The 17137-nt window shown below is 65.4% G+C and carries 16 protein-coding genes; 9 read left to right on the top strand and 7 right to left on the bottom strand.

Features of this window, described 5'->3' with window-relative positions; genetic code table 11:
• Window positions 1-209: 209 nt before the first annotated feature.
• A complete protein-coding gene (gene gltX / locus VIR09_RS10145) occupies window positions 210-1616 on the bottom strand; it encodes a glutamate--tRNA ligase (RefSeq protein ID WP_332012746.1) in 1407 nt (468 codons plus the stop codon).
• 120 nt (window positions 1617-1736) lie between these two features.
• Here gltX and VIR09_RS10140 point away from each other — a divergent pair, with 120 nt between their 5' ends.
• Window positions 1737-4178 carry a GNAT family N-acetyltransferase gene (locus VIR09_RS10140; RefSeq protein ID WP_332012745.1) on the top strand — a complete coding sequence of 814 codons (2442 nt, stop codon included), beginning with the start codon at window positions 1737-1739 and terminating at the stop codon, window positions 4176-4178.
• Between the two features lie 12 nt (window positions 4179-4190).
• Here the strand turns inward: VIR09_RS10140 and VIR09_RS10135 are convergent, their stop codons facing one another.
• The 6 genes from VIR09_RS10135 to yjgA form a co-directional block, all read right to left on the bottom strand.
• Window positions 4191-4883 (bottom strand): isochorismatase family cysteine hydrolase, encoded by a 693-nt coding sequence (locus VIR09_RS10135; protein WP_332012744.1) that lies wholly within the window; start codon window positions 4881-4883, stop codon window positions 4191-4193.
• Window positions 4884-4892: 9 nt separating this feature from the next.
• Window positions 4893-5729: an ABC transporter permease gene (locus VIR09_RS10130; RefSeq protein WP_013391400.1), complete on the bottom strand. Its 837-nt coding sequence runs from the start codon at window positions 5727-5729 to the stop codon at window positions 4893-4895.
• Window positions 5730-5732: 3 nt separating this feature from the next.
• A complete protein-coding gene (locus VIR09_RS10125) occupies window positions 5733-6545 on the bottom strand; it encodes an ABC transporter ATP-binding protein (RefSeq protein ID WP_332012748.1) in 813 nt (270 codons plus the stop codon).
• Complete coding sequence (locus VIR09_RS10120; RefSeq protein WP_332012743.1) at window positions 6545-7549, bottom strand: ABC transporter substrate-binding protein; 1005 nt, start codon at window positions 7547-7549, stop codon at window positions 6545-6547. Before VIR09_RS10120 ends, VIR09_RS10125 begins: the two co-directional genes overlap by 1 nt.
• Window positions 7550-7889: 340 nt before the next feature.
• Window positions 7890-8567, bottom strand: a complete 678-nt coding sequence (locus tag VIR09_RS10115; protein ID WP_332012742.1) for an alpha/beta hydrolase — start codon at window positions 8565-8567, stop codon at window positions 7890-7892.
• A gap of 19 nt (window positions 8568-8586) precedes the next feature.
• Window positions 8587-9138: a ribosome biogenesis factor YjgA gene (gene yjgA, locus VIR09_RS10110; RefSeq protein WP_013391404.1), complete on the bottom strand. Its 552-nt coding sequence runs from the start codon at window positions 9136-9138 to the stop codon at window positions 8587-8589.
• Between the two features lie 58 nt (window positions 9139-9196).
• On the opposite strand from yjgA, the gene pmbA reads away from it, so the two are divergent.
• From pmbA to VIR09_RS10070, 8 genes are all read left to right on the top strand, one after another.
• Window positions 9197-10561, top strand: coding sequence for a metalloprotease PmbA (gene pmbA / locus VIR09_RS10105; RefSeq protein WP_332012741.1), 1365 nt, complete (start codon window positions 9197-9199; stop codon window positions 10559-10561).
• Between the two features lie 172 nt (window positions 10562-10733).
• A complete protein-coding gene (locus VIR09_RS10100; protein WP_332012740.1) occupies window positions 10734-11831 on the top strand; it encodes an ABC transporter substrate-binding protein in 1098 nt (365 codons plus the stop codon).
• 255 nt (window positions 11832-12086) lie between these two features.
• On the top strand, window positions 12087-13241 hold the full coding sequence (locus tag VIR09_RS10095) for an ABC transporter substrate-binding protein (protein WP_332012739.1): 1155 nt from the start codon (window positions 12087-12089) through the stop codon (window positions 13239-13241).
• Window positions 13242-13410: 169 nt separating this feature from the next.
• Complete coding sequence (locus VIR09_RS10090; RefSeq protein ID WP_332012738.1) at window positions 13411-14292, top strand: branched-chain amino acid ABC transporter permease; 882 nt, start codon at window positions 13411-13413, stop codon at window positions 14290-14292.
• A gap of 3 nt (window positions 14293-14295) precedes the next feature.
• Window positions 14296-15171, top strand: coding sequence for a branched-chain amino acid ABC transporter permease (locus VIR09_RS10085; RefSeq protein ID WP_332012737.1), 876 nt, complete (start codon window positions 14296-14298; stop codon window positions 15169-15171).
• Complete coding sequence (locus VIR09_RS10080) at window positions 15164-15952, top strand: ABC transporter ATP-binding protein (protein WP_332012736.1); 789 nt, start codon at window positions 15164-15166, stop codon at window positions 15950-15952. Before VIR09_RS10085 ends, VIR09_RS10080 begins: the two co-directional genes overlap by 8 nt.
• A gap of 55 nt (window positions 15953-16007) precedes the next feature.
• Window positions 16008-16718: an ABC transporter ATP-binding protein gene (locus VIR09_RS10075; RefSeq protein WP_332012735.1), complete on the top strand. Its 711-nt coding sequence runs from the start codon at window positions 16008-16010 to the stop codon at window positions 16716-16718.
• Window positions 16719-17017: 299 nt separating this feature from the next.
• Window positions 17018-17137, top strand: a 120-nt coding sequence (locus VIR09_RS10070) for an uL13 family ribosomal protein (protein ID WP_332012747.1), incomplete at its 3' end; no start/stop codon positions are given.

The raw sequence follows: 17137 nt of genomic DNA, 5'->3' as shown, positions 1-17137 counted from the left end.
GGTCGACGAGATCGGGCCGGGCGCGCTGTTCGGCGGCTCGGCCGCGCTGCTGCCGCTGTTGGGCGCGTTCTTCGCCCGGGCACTCAAAGCGCGGACGGCGATCCAGCAGGCCTGAGGCGCGCCATGCGGCGCAAGCAGGCAGGCCAAAAACACCGCGGGCCTTGCTCATCCTGGAATGAGCAAGGCCCGCGGTGTTTTTGGCAGGGCGTTTAGATCGCTGCCAGGCGCTTGAGCACCGTTTGCTTGCCCAGCAGCGCCAGCACGGCATCCACGGCCGGAGTCTGGGTCTGGCCGGTGACGGCGACGCGCAGCGGGATGGCCAGTTGCGGCATCTTCATGCCGCGGTCGGCCAGCACGGCCTTGATCAAGGCGGACAGGGCCTCGCGGGTCCAGTCCGTGTCCTGGGCGCGTTGGGCGAAGTCGGTCAGCGCTTCGCGCGCGGGGGCGGTCAGGTGCTGTTCGGCCAGCTCGGCGGGCGCGCCCTTGAACTCGGCGCAGAACAGCATGGCGCCGTCGGCCAGTTGCTCCAGCGTTTCGGCGCGGTCCTTCAACAGGCCCATGACGCCCGGCAGGTCGATCTTTTCCGGATGGCCGCCGCGGTTCGCCACGCGCGGCGCCACGCGCTCGGCCAGTTCGGCGTTGTCCATCTGCTTGATGTAGTGGGCGTTGACCCAGTTCAGCTTCTTCGGATCCCACTGCGAGGCCGACTTGGACAAGTGCTTGGTGTCGAACCACGACACCAGTTGCTCGCGCGAGAAGAGTTCGTCGTCGCCGTGGCTCCAGCCCAGGCGCGCCAGGTAATTGACCATGGCCTCGGGCAGGTAGCCCTCGTTGTCGTACTCCATGACATTGACGGCGCCGTGGCGCTTGGACAGCTTTTCGCCATCCGGGCCCAGGATCATCGGCACGTGGCCGTATTCCGGCAGGGCGGCGCCCAGCGCGCGCAGGATGTTGATCTGGCGCGGGGTGTTGTTGACGTGGTCATCGCCGCGCAGCACGTGGGTGATGCCCATGTCCCAGTCGTCGACCACGACGCAGAAGTTGTAGGTGGGGGTGCCGTCCGGGCGCGCGATGATCAGGTCGTCGAGCTCGGTGTTGTCGAAGCTGATCGTGCCCTTGACCATGTCGTTCCAGGAGGTCGCGCCTTCCTGCGGGTTCTTGAAGCGCACCACGGGCTTGCGGCCTTCCGGGATGGCCGGCAGGGTCTTGCCGGGCTCGGGGCGCCAGGTGCCGTCGTAGCGCGGCTTGTCGCCGCGCGCGCGGGCGGCTTCGCGCATGGCTTCGACTTCCTCGGGCGAGCTGTAGCAGTGGTAGGCGGTGCCGGCGGCCAGCATCTGCGCGACCACTTCGCGGTAGCGGTCCATGCGCTGCATCTGATAGAAGGGGCCTTCATCGGGCTGCATGCCCAGCCAGTCCATGCTGTCCAGGATGGCCTGCACCGCTTCCGGCGTGGAGCGTTCGACGTCCGTGTCTTCGATGCGCAGCACGAAGGTGCCCTTGTGGTGGCGCGCGAAGGCCCAGGAGAACAGCGCGGTGCGTGCGCCGCCCAGATGCAGGAAACCCGTGGGCGAAGGCGCGAAACGGGTACGAATGGGGGTAGAGGCGTTGGAAGTCATAGGTGGCAATGATAGCGGCTGCGGCGCCACAAATCGGCGTCAGGCTGGGCCCAGGTCAAACGTAGGGCGGGGTTGTCTTGTTACGATGAAGGGTATTTTAGATTAGGGCCTGCTAACACCATGTTGCGACACGCTCTCGCCCCGATGTTCGAGCCCGCCTCGCTGGTGATCGTCGCCGACCGGCCGCTGCCGGCGACGGCTTCGCTGCCGCCCACGCTCAAGGGCAAGACCACGGTGGTTGCCTGCGAAGTCGGCGCCGCGCCGGATCTGCCGGACACGCTGCAAGGCCTGGCCAAGGGCGAAAGGCCTGATCTGGCCCTGGTTTGCGTATCGCCGGCTGTGCTGCCGGAAACGCTGCGGCGGCTGTCGCCCCTGGCGCCGCGCTCGGTGATTTTGCTGCCGCATGAACTCCCCGATCCCTATCCGCGCGGCACGCTTGCGCTATGCCGCGCCTGGGCCGAGGAAAATCGCTGCGAACTGCTGGGTCCGCGCTCTTTCGGCGCCCAGCGGCCGCACGCCGGCCTGAACCTGAGCCAGCACCCGGTGCTGGCGCGCGCCGGCCGCGTGGCGCTGCTGGCGCAGTCGCGCTCCATCATGGCCGCGGTCATGGACTGGGCCGAGGACGTGCACATCGGCTTTTCCACCGCTGTGTCGCTGGGCGACGAGGCGGTGGTGGGCCTGTCCAAGGTGCTGGACTACCTGGCCAGCGATCCGCGCACGGACAGCATCGTGCTCTATCTGGAAGACGTGGGTCCGGCCCGCGAATTCATGAGCACCTTGCGCGCCGCGGCCTCGGTCAAGCCCGTGATCGTGCTGAAGGCGGGGCGCGCGGACACCGATAGCGCCGACGCCATCTTCGACGCGGCCCTGCGTCGCGCGGGCGCCGTCCGCGTGCGCTACTTCGTGCAGCTGTTCTCGGCGGTCAAGGTGCTGGGCTACACGCGCCGCCCCAAGGGCCGGCGCGTGGCGCTGATCTCCAACGGCAGCGGGCCTCCGCAACTGGCCATGGACCTGATCGGTCCCGACGCCGCCGTGCTGCGTGCCGACCTTGCACCGGCGACCCGGCGCGCGCTGGTGGCCATGCTGGAGCCGGACGCGGCCACGGCGAATCCCGTCATCACCTTCACGCCGCTGACCCCGGAGCGCATCCGCGCCATCCTGGACGCCGTACTGGACGACGCCGGCGTGGACGGCGTGCTGGTGCTGCTGGCGCCCGACGCGCTGGCGGACATGCCGGCGGTGGCGCGCGAGTTGGCGCAGATCGCTCCCAAGGCGAAAAAGCCGGTGGTGACCTGTTTCATGGGCGATGCCGGCATGCGGCCGCTGCGGCGCATGCTGGATGACGCGGGCACCCCAGCGTTCCGCACGCCCGAATCGGCCGCCGACGCCTTCGGCGTGCTGGCAACCCACCACTACAACCAGCAATTGCTGCTGCAGACGCAACCGCCGGAACCGGCCACTCACGTGCCGGACCTGACGGCCGCGCGCGAGATCCTGGCGCGCGTGCGCGCCGAATGCCGGCGCGAGCTCAACACCTCCGAAATCCGTAGCTTGCTGGCTCTGTTCTACGTGCCGCTGCGCGACACGCCGATGGACGTGGCGGCCGTCGAACCGGAATCCCGCCCCATGGCGATCCGGGTGCGGCGCGATCCGCAGTTCGGCCCGGTCATCCGTTTTGGCGCGGGCGGCCCCGACGCGATGCTGTCCCAGTCCGACCGCGGCGTCGACCTGCCGCCGCTCAACGGCTTCCTGGCCCGTCAACTGATCGAGCGCAGCCGGCTATGGCGCCGCGTACTGGCGCCGCGCATCGGCCATATGGCCTCCGAGGCGTTGCAGCAGGCGGTGGTGCTGGTGTCCGAGCTGGTGTCGGAACTGCCCGATATCGAGTCCCTGGACATCGACCCGCTATATGCCGGCGAAACGCATCTGCGCGCGGGCGGATTGCGCATGACGCTGACCGAGAAACCGGGATGCGCAACGCCGCAGACTGCCGGCTATCCGCATATGGCGATCCACCCGTATCCGGCGCGGCTGGTGCAGGTGCGCCGCTTCGCGGACGGCATTCCCTGGGTGCTGCGTCCCATCCGTCCCGAGGATGCCGACCCGCTGCAGGAGTTCATCCGCGGCCTGTCCGAGCGTTCGCGCTACATGCGCTTCGTCTCCATGATGCGCGAGCTGACGCCGCGCATGGTGTCGCGCTACACGCAGGTGGACTACCACCGCGAGCTGGCCCTGGTGGCCGCCACGCAGGTGCCGAACCCGGCCAACCGCGGCCATCCGCGCGAGGTGCTGGTGGGTTTCGCGCATTACCTGCGCAATCCGGACGGGCGGGGCGCGGAGTACGCCCTGGTGATCGGCGACGACTGGCAGCGCCGAGGCCTGGGCCGCCAGCTGATGACGGCGCTGATAGCCGCGGCGCGCGAGCAGGGGCTGGAATACATCGACGGCCTGGTGCTGTCGACCAACCGGCCCATGCTGGCGCTGATGACCAGCCTGGGCTTCACCAACGACGCAGATCCGGAAGACCCGACGATGCGCCGGGTGTGGCTGGACCTGGCCTGATGTCAGGCTCGTTCAGGCGGTCTTTCTGGCCGTCTGGGCGGGCTTGAGCCGCGCGATCGATTCGTCCACCGACAGCACGTCGCCGAAGAACAGCATCCAGCCGTGCAGCGAGTGTTCGTGTTCGGCCGGCGTGACCGCAGCCAGCGCGTCGTCCACCATGATCGTGCGGAAGTCCCGCATCATCGCGTCGCGGGCGGTGGATTCGCAGCACACATTGGTGACCGTGCCGGCGATCAGCAGCGTGTCCACGCCGCGCCCGCGCAGGAGCGGCTCCAGTTCCGAAGATCCCGGCGCCATTGCGCTGTAGAAGCGCTTGGTCACCCGCAGATCGCTGTCGTGCGCATGCAGATCCGGGTGCAGCGCATAGCCGGGGGCGTCGTGGCGCAGCGTTTCCAGGCGCCTGGCGCTGCGTTCCGGCGTCAGCATCACGGCGTGGTGGTGCGACCAGAACGAGTCGGCGTTGTCGGAAGCGGTCTGCACCCAGACGATGGTGCCGCCCGCGGCGCGCACCGCGTCGCACAGGCGGTTGATGGGCGCGATGATTTCGCGCGCCGGCGCGCATTCGCCCTGGTAGCCGGGCAGCGTGAAGTACTGCTGCATGTCCACCACCACCACGGCCAGGCGCGCGGCGGGCAGTTCGTCATAGGGGTGCAGGCAGCCCTGCCTGGCGATCACGCGGTCCTGCACCCATTGCGGGAATTCCATGGCGGTTCCTTATCCGTAGCGCCGCGCGATGGCGGCTTCGATGCGGTAGACGATCAGGTACATCACGCTGGAGATCAGGGCCAGGATGGCGATGGCGGTCATGACGATGTTCAGCTTGAATACCTGGCTGCCGTTCATGATGAGAAAGCCCAGACCGGAATCCGCCGACTGGAACTCGCCCACGATGACCCCCACCAGCGCCAGGCCGATGTTCATCTTCACGGCCGCGATCAGCGTGGGCACGCTGCCCGGGAGCACCACCTTGGTCAGCACCTGCCAGCGGCTGGCGCCGAAGGTATGGGCCAGCTTCACCTTGTTCAGGTCTATGCCGCGAAAGCCGGCGTAGATCACCATGATGGTCACGAACACGGCGATCGCCACGGCCATGCCGTACACCGCGTAGTCCGAGCCCAGCCACAGGTAGAAGATCGGCACGAAGGCGATCTTGGGCATGGCGTTGGCCACCACCAGAAAGGGGTCCAGCACCTTGTACAGGAAGTCCGACCACCACAGCGCGGCCGCCACCACGATGCCGATCGCCATGCTCAGGCCGAAGCCCACCAGCGTGGCGCTCAGCGTGGTCATGATGTGCTTGCCCAATTGGCCGTTGTTCCAGAGCTCGATGAACGTCGGCCACAGCGCGCTGGGGTAGCTGGTCAGGAGCGGGTTGAGGATGTGCATGCGCGGCAGGATTTCCCAGGCGCACAGGAAGACCGCCAGCAGCAGCGCCTGCGCAATGCGGATATGCCTGCGGCGCGCGCGGTCGCGTTGCAGGTAGTTCAGGTATTTCTCGCTGGGTGCGCGTACGGCGCGCAGCGGAACGGTATTGGCGACGGGCGCGTTCATGGGTCAACCCTCCACGTGGACGTCCAGCTCGTCCCACAGCTGTTTGAAGTAGGTGTTGAATTCCGGCCGCGAGCGCGCCTGGAACGGCGTAGGCCGGGCCCCGTCGCCATAGTGGATGCGGTATTGACTCTTCAGCCGGCCGGGCCGGCGCGACAGCACGATCACGCGGTCCGTCATGGCTATGGCTTCGCCGATGTCATGGGTGACCAGCACCACGGTCTTGCCCTCGCGCCGCAGGATGTCCACCACTTCGTCGGAGATCGCCAGCCGGGTCTGCGAATCCAGCGCGGAGAAGGGCTCGTCCAGCAGGATCACGTCGGGCTCGGTCACCAGGGTGCGGGCCAGCGCGGCGCGCTGACGCATGCCGCCCGACAGCTGGCGCGGCGTGTGCGACAGGAAGGCGCCCAGCCCGCATTTCTCCAGCAGATGCACGGCGCGCGCCTCGCTGCGCGCGTCGCCGCGGCCCTGAATCTCCGCGCCCAGCATGACGTTGTCCAGGATGGTGCGCCACTCGAACAGGTAGTCCTGCTGCAGCATGTAGCCGATGCGCGGATTGGGCTTGGTCACGGCCTGGCCGTCTATCATCACCGCGCCCGCGGTCGGCGGAATCAGCCCGGCGATCAGGGACAGCAGCGTGCTCTTGCCGCAGCCGCTTTGCCCGATCAGGCTGACGAATTCGCCCGCCGCCAGCGTGAATGACACGTTAGCCAGCGCCTCGGTCTCGCCTTCCTGGGTGAAGTAGGAAAGACAGACCTCGCGCAGTTCGATCTTGGCCGTGGCGGGATCCGGCTTCAGATTGTGGATGACGGCGCCCATCATTGGGCCTTCTTGGCGAAGTCGGTCACCACCACGTCCTCATACTTCACGCGGGCGCTGTCCTTCATGACCGCGCTGGCGATCAGCATGTCCTGCAGCTGGTTCATGGCCTCGGCCGTCACCAGCGGCGTGGTCTTCCAGATCTGGTACTTCTTGTAGCGCTCGATGGCTTCGGTCACCGCGGCCTGGTCCATGCCGGGGAAGTAGCTCATGATCTGCGGAGTCAGCGTGGCGGCGGGCGTGTCCTTCACATACTTCTCGGCCCGCGCCACCACGTTGGTCCAGGCCTGGATGACCTTGGGGTTGTCGCGGATGTATTTGTCGGTGGCGGTGAAGACGGTGTAGTCCACCTGGCCGACCTCGTGGCCGACCGAGGCGACGATGTAGCCCTTGCCGTTGCGCACCAGTTCGCCGGCCTCGGGTTCAAGAAAGATGCCGTATTCGCCCTGGCCCGCCATCCACGCCCCGGCGCGCGCCGGGATGCCGATGTTGTTCAGCAGCTTCACGTCCTTTTGTGGATCCACGCCATGCTTGCGCAGCGCCGTTTCCAGGAACACGATGGGATTGGACCCGGGCCGAAATCCGATGACCTCCTTGCCCTTGAGCATGGACCAGTCGAACTTCTCCACCGGCTTGCGCGCCAGCAGGAAGAAGCCGTCGGTGGCGGTCAGCCCGGCGAAGATCTTGGGCTTGACCGGGGATTCGCTGTTGTGGACATAGATGGACGCCTCTGGGCCGATCAGCACGATGTCGGCGCTGCCGGAGAGCAGGGCGGTCATGCCCTTGTCGGTTCCCTGCGAGGTCTTCATGGACACGTCCAGGCCGGCGTCCTTGAAATAGCCCTGCGACAGGGCCACGTATTTGGGCACGTAAAGAATGGACCGCACCACTTCTTCGTAGCGGACCTTCACGGGGGGATTGAGGGCTTCGGCCTGGGCGGCCAGGGGGGCGAGCAGCGCGAGCAGCGCCGCAGCCGCCAGACGGGGCGATGGCAAGGGTTTCACGGGACTTTCTCCTGCGTCTTGAATGCCACGCCGAAACCCGGCGCAACACGGCCAATGGGATGGATCGACAACAACAACAGGGAAGCCCGAACTGGTCGCCCGGGCCGGTAAGGCTTGGATCGAATACTATATTCAATACAAATAGGCGACAAGCTTTTTGCAGTTGGCGTTTTTCTCTATGGACGAGGGAAGGGCGGCCCGTTAAAAAATCAGGCTGGAATATCAGTTGGTATACAAAATGAAATCGCAGGCCGCCAGGGCCTGCGATGGATCGGCAGGGCGCGCAGCGCCCTTACGCCGGGATCAGGGCCGCCGGGCGCGGCCCTGCATGGTCTTCACTTCAGACCAGGACTTGGTTCAGGAACTTCGAGATGTCGGCCACTTCCTCGGCGCAAACCGAATGCGGCATCGGGTAGGTATGCCATTGCACGCGGTAGCCCAGCCGTTGCAGCTCGGCCAGCGAAGCCTGCGCGCGCGGCAGCGACACCACTGGATCGTACTGGCCGTGGGCCAGGAAGATCGGCGTGTCCTGGTTGGCGCCGTGGCGCTCGGCCTCGGCCGTATCCAGCAGCGGCAGATAGCCCGACAGGCCCATCATGCCCGCCAGCTTTTCCGGCAGGCGGATGCCCGTGTGCAGGGTCATGGCGCAGCCCTGCGAAAAGCCTGCCAACACGATCCTGGAAGTAGGGATGCCGCTGGCGTTCTCGCGCGCGATCAGCTTGTGGATGGCGGCTTCCGAGGCGCGGATGCCGCGGGCGTCCTCGACGCGCACCAGGTCCATGACCAGGATGTCGTACCAGGAGCGCATCGCCATGCCGTTATTGATCGTCACGCGCTGCACCGGCGCGTTCGGGAACACGAAGCGCACCGAAGCGCCGGCCGGCAGGTCCAGCTCCGGCACGATGGGCGCGAAGTCGTTGCCGTCGGCGCCCAGGCCGTGCAGCCAGATCACGGCATGCGTGGGATTGGGGGCGGTTTCGATCTCGATGCAATCGAGCAGGTCGGTCGGAGCGTTCATGGACGGCGGGCGGTGAAAATCAGAGGGTGAGGGTCTTCAGGGCCTGGAACAGCGCGCGGTAGTGCTTCTTTTGCGGCTCCTGGCCTTGCAGCAGGGCCGCGTTGGCCTGCTTTTCCTTGCGGGCGGCGCGGATCAGCGCGCGCAGCTGCTGGACGTCGGCCTGCGGATTGCTGTTGAGCAACTTGGTCAGGGCCTCGTCGTCGTCCAGCAGACGGTCGCGCAGCGTCTCCAGCCGGTGCATGGCGGCGGTTTCCTCGCGCGAGCCGTTTTCCCAGATGTCGAGCTGGGTGCGGATCTCGTCGGCCGGCGCGTCGCGCATCAGCTTGCCCACGAAGTGAACCTGGCGCCGCTTGCCCTCGCGCCCGGTGGTGCGCTGCGCCGTGCGGATCGCCTCATATAGGCGTTCCGCCAGCGGCAATTGCTTGAGGCGTTCGGGGGACAGTTCGATCAGCTGCTTGCCCAGGTCCAGCAGGGCGTGCATTTCGCGCTTGACCTGGGACTTGCTGGGACGGTCGTAGCCGTTCTCGTCGTAACCGTCGTCGACGGATTCTTCTTCAGTATGGGAATTCATGGAAAACTGCGCAATGACAGACTTGGCTATGATAACCGTCTCTGCAAATTGGACTGCAATGGTTAAAACCTCCTCATCCTTGCCGCTGGCGGCGAATCACGCGCGTTTTTCCGAACTCGTCGAACAAACCCTCGCCTATGCGCGCCAGATCGGCGCCTCCGACGCCGCGGCGGAAGTCTCGGAAAGCCTGGGCCTGTCGGTGTCCGTGCGCAAGAACGACATCGAAACCGTCGAACAGACCCGCGACCGTTCGCTGGACCTGACGGTCTACGCCGGCCAGAGCCGCGGTTCCGCCTCCACCTCCGACTTTTCCGAAGCCGCGCTGCGCCAGACCGTGGAAGCCGCCTGGCACATCGCGCGCCACACCGCCGCCGATCCGGCCGCCGGCCTGCCCGACGCCGACCAGCTGGCCACCGAATTTCCCGACCTGGACCTGCACCGCGCCTGGAGCGTGTCCACCGAAGAGGCCGCCGAGCTGGCGCTGCGCGCCGAACGCGCCGCCCGCGAGGTCGATGCGCGCATCACCAATACCGATGGCGCCACCGTGGGCACCTACGAAGGCCAGTTCGTGATGGGCAACACGCGCGGTTTCCTGGGCGGCTATCCGTACTCCCGCCACAGCCTGTCGGTTGCACCCATCGCCGGCCGCGGCAACGGCATGCAGCGCGACTACTGGTATAGCTCCGAGCGCGATCCGGCCAATCTGGCCTCGCCCGAAGCCATCGGCCGCTACGCCGCCGAGCGCACGCTGTCGCGCCTGTCGGCCCGCCGCATCCGCACCGGCAAGTTCCCGGTCCTGTTCGAAGCGCCGCTGGCGCTGGGACTGGTGGGCGCGCTGACCCAGGCCGCCAACGGCGGCGCGCTGTACCGCAAGGCCAGCTTCCTGCTGGACGCGTTGGGCAAGCCCATCTTCCCCGATCACATCAACCTCACCGAAGACCCGCACATCCGCGGCGCCATGGGCAGCTCGCCCTTCGACGATGAAGGCGTGCGCACGCGCCGCCGCAACGTGGTGTCGGCCGGGGTGCTGGAAGGCTACTTCCTGTCTTCCTATACCGCTCGCAAGCTGGGCATGGTCACCACCGGCAATGCCGGCGGTTCGCACAACCTGGTGTTCAGCTCCACCCGGACCCGCCGCGGCGACGACTTCGAAGCCATGCTCAAGAAGATGGGCACGGGCTTCCTCGTCACCGAACTGATCGGGCAAGGCGTGAACTACGTCACTGGCGACTACTCGCGCGGCGCGTTCGGCTACTGGGTGGAAAACGGCCAGATCCAGCACGCGGTGCAGGAAATCACCATCGCCGGCAATCTGGCCGACATGTTCAAGCAGATCGTGGCGATAGGCGCCGATACGATTTCGCGCGGCACCAAGACCACAGGTTCGATCCTGATCGAGCAGATGGCCATCGCCGGAACCTGATCTTCCGGACGCGGCCGTGGCGCCATGCGCCGCGGCCGTCTTGAGATCCCCGCAGTCGTTCCGGTCTTTGCAATCCCTTACCTGATAGTGTGGCCAGGCAGGCCGATATCAGCGTGTAATATCCGCCGGGTATCGCTTGATGTCCCAGGTGTTGCTGTAAAGGAGCAAAGAGATGCAACGACGTTCGTTCTTGAAGCACGCCGGTCTCGGCGCCGTCGCTACCGGAGCCGCAGTCAGCGCGCCCGCGTTCGCGCAGGACATGCCGTCATTGAGTTGGCGCCTGTCGTCCGGCTTCCCCAGCTCCCTGGATCTGCGCATCGGCGCCGGCGAAGGCTTCTGCAAGTTCGTCTCGGAAGCCACCGGCGGAAAATTCAATATCCGCCACTTTCCCGAAGGCGAGATCGTGCCGGCCGCGGACCTGATGGAAGCGGTGTCCACCAAGAAAGTGGAGTGCGGCCACGCTTCGTCCCGCGCCTACTACGCCAAGAACCCCGTCTTCTGCTTCGACGCCGCCGTTCCCTTCGGCCTGAACGCCCGGCAGATGAACGCCTGGATGAACGAGGGCGGCGGCCTGCGGCTGACCCGCGAACTCTTCAAGCCTGAAAAAATCATCAACTTTCCGCTGGGCAACACCGGCGCCCAGATGGGCGGTTGGTACACCAAGGAAATCAAGCGCGCGGGCGACCTCAAAGACTTGAAAATGCGCGTCAGCGGCTTGGCCGGCGACGTGCTGGCCAAGCTGGGCGTGGCGCCGCAACAGGCCGACCTGGCCAAGCTGACAGAAGCTTTCGAGAAGGACGGCCTGCAGGCGGTGGCGGGCGCGGGTCCATACGATGACGACAAGCTCGGGCTTAATAAGGTTGCTAAGTATTACTACGCACCCGGCTGGTGGGCGCCCGGCGAGCAGCTATCGCTCTATATCAATGACGAGGCCTGGAACGCCCTGCCGAAGAACTACCAGGCAGTGGTGGACGCCGCCGCCCAGGCCGCGCACGCCGCCACCATCGCCCGCTACGACGCCCGCAATGCGGCCGCGCTGGCCCAACTGACTGCAAACGGCGCTCAAATCCGCACATTCCCGCGGTCCATCATGGACCTGGCCTTCGAGGCCACGCAGCAGGTCTATAAGGACTTGGGCGCCAAAGACCCCAGATTCAAGGCGATGCACGATAGTTACATGGGTTTTCGCGATAGCGAAATGCCATGGTTCCGTTTGACCGAAGGCGCCTACGACCAATATCTGGGCGTAGCGTTATCGGCCAGAACGTAGGACACTTACGCCTGCCGAATAACATTCGGCGAGTGTTAGGGTTTTTGCTAGTAACCACGCGTTTTTTACAAAAAAATGGGCGGTTTGTAGGCTTTTGTTGAATGGCGTTCGAGTAGCCGCCTGATACAAAGGAGTAATATCCCGGGTCTTGACGCGCAAACATGACGCCTTTAGGCGGCATCCGACGTCAATCCGGCAGGATTACATCAGCCCGGATACCAATATTCCGAGACAGACTTTAAGGTGGTAACAACCATGCAATCCAAGACCAAGAAGCTGCTGGCCGCGCTGATCGCTGCCGGTATCGTCCCGGCTGCCCATGCAGCCGATATCAAGCTGGGCGTGGCGGAAGCCCTGTCCGGCGGCGCCGCTCAGTACGGCGTGTCGATCCGCAATGGTTTCCAGCTCGCGGCTGATGAAATCAACGCCGCCGGCGGTATCAACGGCAACAAGATCGTGCTCGTGGTCGAGGACGAACAAGGCAAGAAAGAAGAAGCGATCAACGTCTTCAAGAAGCTGATCTTCAAGGACAACGTCCTGATGGTCTTCGGCCCGACGCTGTCGAACTCGGCCCAGGCCGCCGACCCGATCGCCCAGGCTGCCAAGACGGTCGCCTTCGGCACCTCCAACACCGCCGACGGCATCACCTCCATCGGCAACTACGTGTTCCGCAACTCGGTTACCGAAGCCGACGTGCTGCCGGCCACCATCTCCACCGTCAAGGCCAAGACCGGCCTGAAGAACGTGGCGGTGCTCTACGGCAACGACGACGTCTTCACCAAGAGCGGCTACGACAACTTCAAGAAGGCCCTGGAAGACCAGAAGATCCCGGTCACCACGACCGAAACGTTCGCCAAGGGCGACGTGGACTTCAAGGCCCAGCTGACCAAGATCAAGGGCACCAACCCCGACGCCATCGTGCTGTCCGCACTGCTGGCCGAAGGCGCCCCGATCATGGTGCAGGCCCGCCAACTGGGTCTGAACGTGCCCGTCATCGGCGGCAACGGCATGAACTCGGTCAAGATTTTCGACCTGGCCCCCGGCGGCGCGTCGAACAATCTGTGGATCGGCAGCCCGTGGTCGATCGAGAACAAGGCCCCCGAGAACGTCAAGTTCATTGATGCCTACAAGGCCAAGTTCAACGGCGCGCCCGACCAGTTCGCGGCCCAGTCGTATGACGCCATGTACATCGCCGCCCAGGCGCTGAAGAACGTCAAGCTCTCCGGCGATCTGCCCAAGGATCGCGCAGCCCTGCGCGATGCGCTGCCCTCCGTGACCTGGACCGGCGCCACCGGCCCGTTCAAGTTCCGTCAGGCCAACGACCGCGCCGGCAAGCCCGCTGGCTACGACGCCGACCAGGCGCCTATCGTCAGCGTGACCAAGGACGGCAAGTACGTCATCGAAAAGTAAGCGCTACGCATCCCCGCGCGGGGGGATGCGCCTTGCGGGCGGCGCAGCCGTCCGCAAGGCGCTTTTTATCGCAGGGCCGTCACCCTAGAAAAAATGCCTCCCCGCCGGGAGGCTCAAGGCCATGCAGTGGGCGCTGCATGGGGCCCTCACAGCTTTGGAAAGTCCCATCATGTTCGAACAACAATTCGTCAATGCCTTGTCGCTGGGCTGTGTGTATGCACTGTTCGCGCTGGGCTTCACGCTGATCTTCGGCGTGCTCGGGGTGATCAACCTGGCGCATGGCGCCGTCTTCATGGTTGGCGCCTACGCGGCACTGTTCGTCGTGCAGCAATTCAGCCTGCCCCTGTGGGCCGGGCTGATGGCCGCGTTCTTCGTCGCGGGCTTCACCGGGGTCATCATCGACTACCTGGTGCTCAAGCCGCTGCGCAAGCGCAACGCGCCCCACCTGATCCCCATGATCGCCACCATCGGCGTAGGCATCATCCTGAACAACGGCGCCCAGAGCATCTTCGGCGCCAGCAACCTGCGCTTCCCGCACGGCACCGTGCCCGAGGAAGTGATCGAGGTCGCCGGCCTGCACCTGACCGTGATCGAGCTGGGCATCATCTTCATGTCTTTCGCGTTGATGGCCGTGCTGATGTACGTCATGCGCCGCACGCAGTTCGGCCGCGCCCTGCGCGCCATCGCCGAATCGCCCAAGGCTGCCTGGCTGCTGGGCATCAACGTCGAAAAGCTGTTCGTCACCACCTCGTTCGCCGCGGCTGCCCTGGGCGGCGTGGCCGGCGTGCTGATCGGCCTGTACTCCAATGCGCTGTTCCCCCTGATGGGCCAGCCGATGCTGCACAAGGGCATCGCGGTCATCATCCTGGGCGGCATGGGCGACATCCGCGGCGCCATGCTGGGCGGCCTGTTCCTGGGTTTCGCCGAGGTGCTGTCGGTGGCCTACATCGGCTCCACCATGCGCGATGCGGTGGCTTTCGGCCTGCTGTTCCTGATCCTGCTGGTGCGCCCGCAAGGTCTGTTCGGCAAAGTGGTTCAACGCAAGGCTTAAAGAATGAGCGGATTCGAAAATTTCTGGGCCATCTACGGCAACCTGGTGCTCACGCTGGGCACCAACGCCTTGCTGGCCCTCTCCATCTGGCTGACCCTGGCCTGCGGCATGCTGGCCATGGCCAACGCCGCCTTCATGGGCATCGGGGCGTACACCGCCGCGCTGCTCACCATGAACTATGACGCGCCGTTCTCGGTCGCCTTGGCCGGCGGCATGGCGGCGCCCGCGCTGGTGGCGGCCCTGATCGGCTTGCCGACCTTGCGGCTGTCCGGGGTCTACCTCGCCATGGCTACTCTGGGCTTTGGCGAAGTGGTCCGCGTGACCATCCTCAACACCGAGTCCATCACCGGCGGCGCGCTGGGCCTCAATGGCATCCCGCAGCTGACGCAGTGGTGGCACGTGGTGCTGGCGGTCGTCATCGTCCTGTTCGTGCTGTGGCGCGTGCGCGCCTCCAAGATCGGACGCTCGTTCGACGCCATCCGCGGCGACGAAACCGCGGCCGGCCTGATGGGCATCGACGTGCGCGCCAACAAGATGCTGGCCTTCGTGGCCGGCGCGATGATCGCGGGCCTGGCCGGCGCCCTGAACGCGCACCTGACCTTCTTCATCGGCCCCAACGAATACGGTTTCGACCGTGGCGTGGAAATCCTGACCATGGCGATCCTGGGCGGCATCGGCGGCCTGGCCGGTCCCGTGCTGGGCAGCTTCATCATTACCGTGCTGCCCGAAATGCTGCGCGGTTTTGCCGACCTGCGCCTGATCGCGAACGGAGTGATTCTGGTGGTGATTGTGTTGTTCCTGCCGCAAGGCATCTGGGATCCGGCGCGCTTCAAGCGCTGGATGCGCCAAGGACGCCAGGGAGGCAAGCGCCATGCTTGAGCTTTCTTCCGTCTCCAAGAGCTTCGGCGGCCTGCATGTGCTGCATGACGTCAGCCTGTCGGTGCCCGAAGGCGCCATCTTCGGCCTGATCGGCCCCAACGGCGCCGGCAAGACCACGGTGTTCAACCTCATCACCGGCCTGCTGCCGCCCAGCGGCGGCACCATCACGTTCAACGGCCAGAGCGTCCTGAACAAGAAGCCGCACCGCATCACGCGCATGGGCATCGCCCGCACGTTCCAGAACATCCGTCTCTTCAAAGAGATGACGCTGCTGGAAAACGTGGTGGTCGGCGCCTATCGCCACATGAACTACGGCTTCCCCAGCCTGCTGCTGGGCCTGCCGGGCTATCGCGAGCACGAACAGCGCGCCCGCGAGCGCGCGCACGAACTGCTCACCTGGATGCGCCTGGACCATAAGGCCAACGATCTGGCGGACAACTTGTCCTACGGCGAACAGCGCCGCCTGGAGCTGGCGCGCGCGCTGGCCACCGAGCCCAAGCTGCTGCTGCTGGACGAGCCGGTCGCCGGCATGAACACCGGCGAACGCGCCGAACTCATGCGTGAGATCCTGGCCATCCGCGACCGCGGCTACACCATCCTCATGATCGAGCACGACATGCGCTTCGTCATGGGCTTGTGCGAACGCATTGCGGTGTTGAACTTCGGCAAGATCATCGCTTGCGGCGGACCCGACGAGATCCGCAACAACGAACAGGTCATCGAAGCCTACTTGGGCCGCGAAGACGACGAAGACACCGAACAGGCGGAGGCTGCACAATGAGTCGCCGGGCCGCTCCCAAGACGAATACCGTAGCGCATTGCGCGGAGGCTGCACAATGAGCGCCATGCTGGAAGTCCGCGGGCTCGAGGTCAATTACGGCCACATCGAAGCCGTCCGCGGCATCGACCTGGACCTGAACGCCAAGGAAATCACCGCCCTGGTCGGCGCCAACGGCGCCGGCAAGTCGACCACGCTGCTGGCGCTGTCGGGCCTGCTGCCCAAGGCGCGCGGCAAGATCACCTTCGAAGGCGAGGACATCACCAACCTGGCGCCGCACCAACTGGTGGCGCGCGGCATCGTCCAGGTGCCGGAAGGGCGGGCCATCCTCACCACCATGACCGTGCTCGAAAACCTGGAGCTGGGCGCCTACCGCCGCGGCCTCAAGAACGTCGATTCGGACCTGGAATACGTGTTCAACCTGTTCCCGCGCCTGAAGGAACGGATCACCGGCATCGCCGGCAACCTGTCGGGTGGCGAACAGCAAATGCTGGCCATTGGCCGGGCCCTGATGGCCAAGCCGCGCCTGCTGCTGCTGGACGAACCCTCCATGGGCCTTGCCCCTATCGTGGTGCAGGAGATCTTTCGCTCGCTGCGCGCGATCAACGCCGACGGTCTGACCCTGTTCCTGGTCGAACAGAACGTGCGCCAGGCGCTCAAGATCGCCCAGCACGGCTATGTGCTGGAGAATGGCGCCATGGCACTGACGGGCAGCGGCCGGGAACTGCTGGGCCATCCCCGCGTGCTGGAAGCCTACCTGGGCGCCTGAGCGGCGGGTAGGCGGGGCTGTGTCCCTGTTATTGGCATGGCCGGGCGGCGCCGTGGGGCGCCGCCGCTGCATTTCCTGCGGCCAATCAGTTGCCCACTTTTTGAGCAGCTGTGTTAGAATCGCAGGCTTTCCCTCGTTTTGGCTATTGCACGGGCGGGTAATAACGCTTAGGCGGGACGCTGATATCGGCTGAAGTCTGCTGGAAACCCAACGGGTTTTTCCACAATTTCGGCCCAGTTTCGGGGAAAAGAACTGGCTGGATGGTCCAGTCAGGGAAATTTTTATTCTTAGGAACCATCATGAAGACCTTTGTGGCCAAGCCGCATGAAGTCCAACGTGACTGGTTTGTGATCGACGCCAAGGGCAAAGTCCTCGGTCGTGTGGCCAGCGAAGTCGCACGTCGTCTGCGTGGCAAGCAC

The sequence above is a fragment of the Achromobacter sp. genome, from assembly GCF_036567245.1.
Lineage (GTDB): Bacteria > Pseudomonadota > Gammaproteobacteria > Burkholderiales > Burkholderiaceae_B > Achromobacter.
The sequence above is the reverse complement of the archived record's forward strand: the minus strand, read 5'-3'. Positions and strand labels throughout refer to the sequence as shown.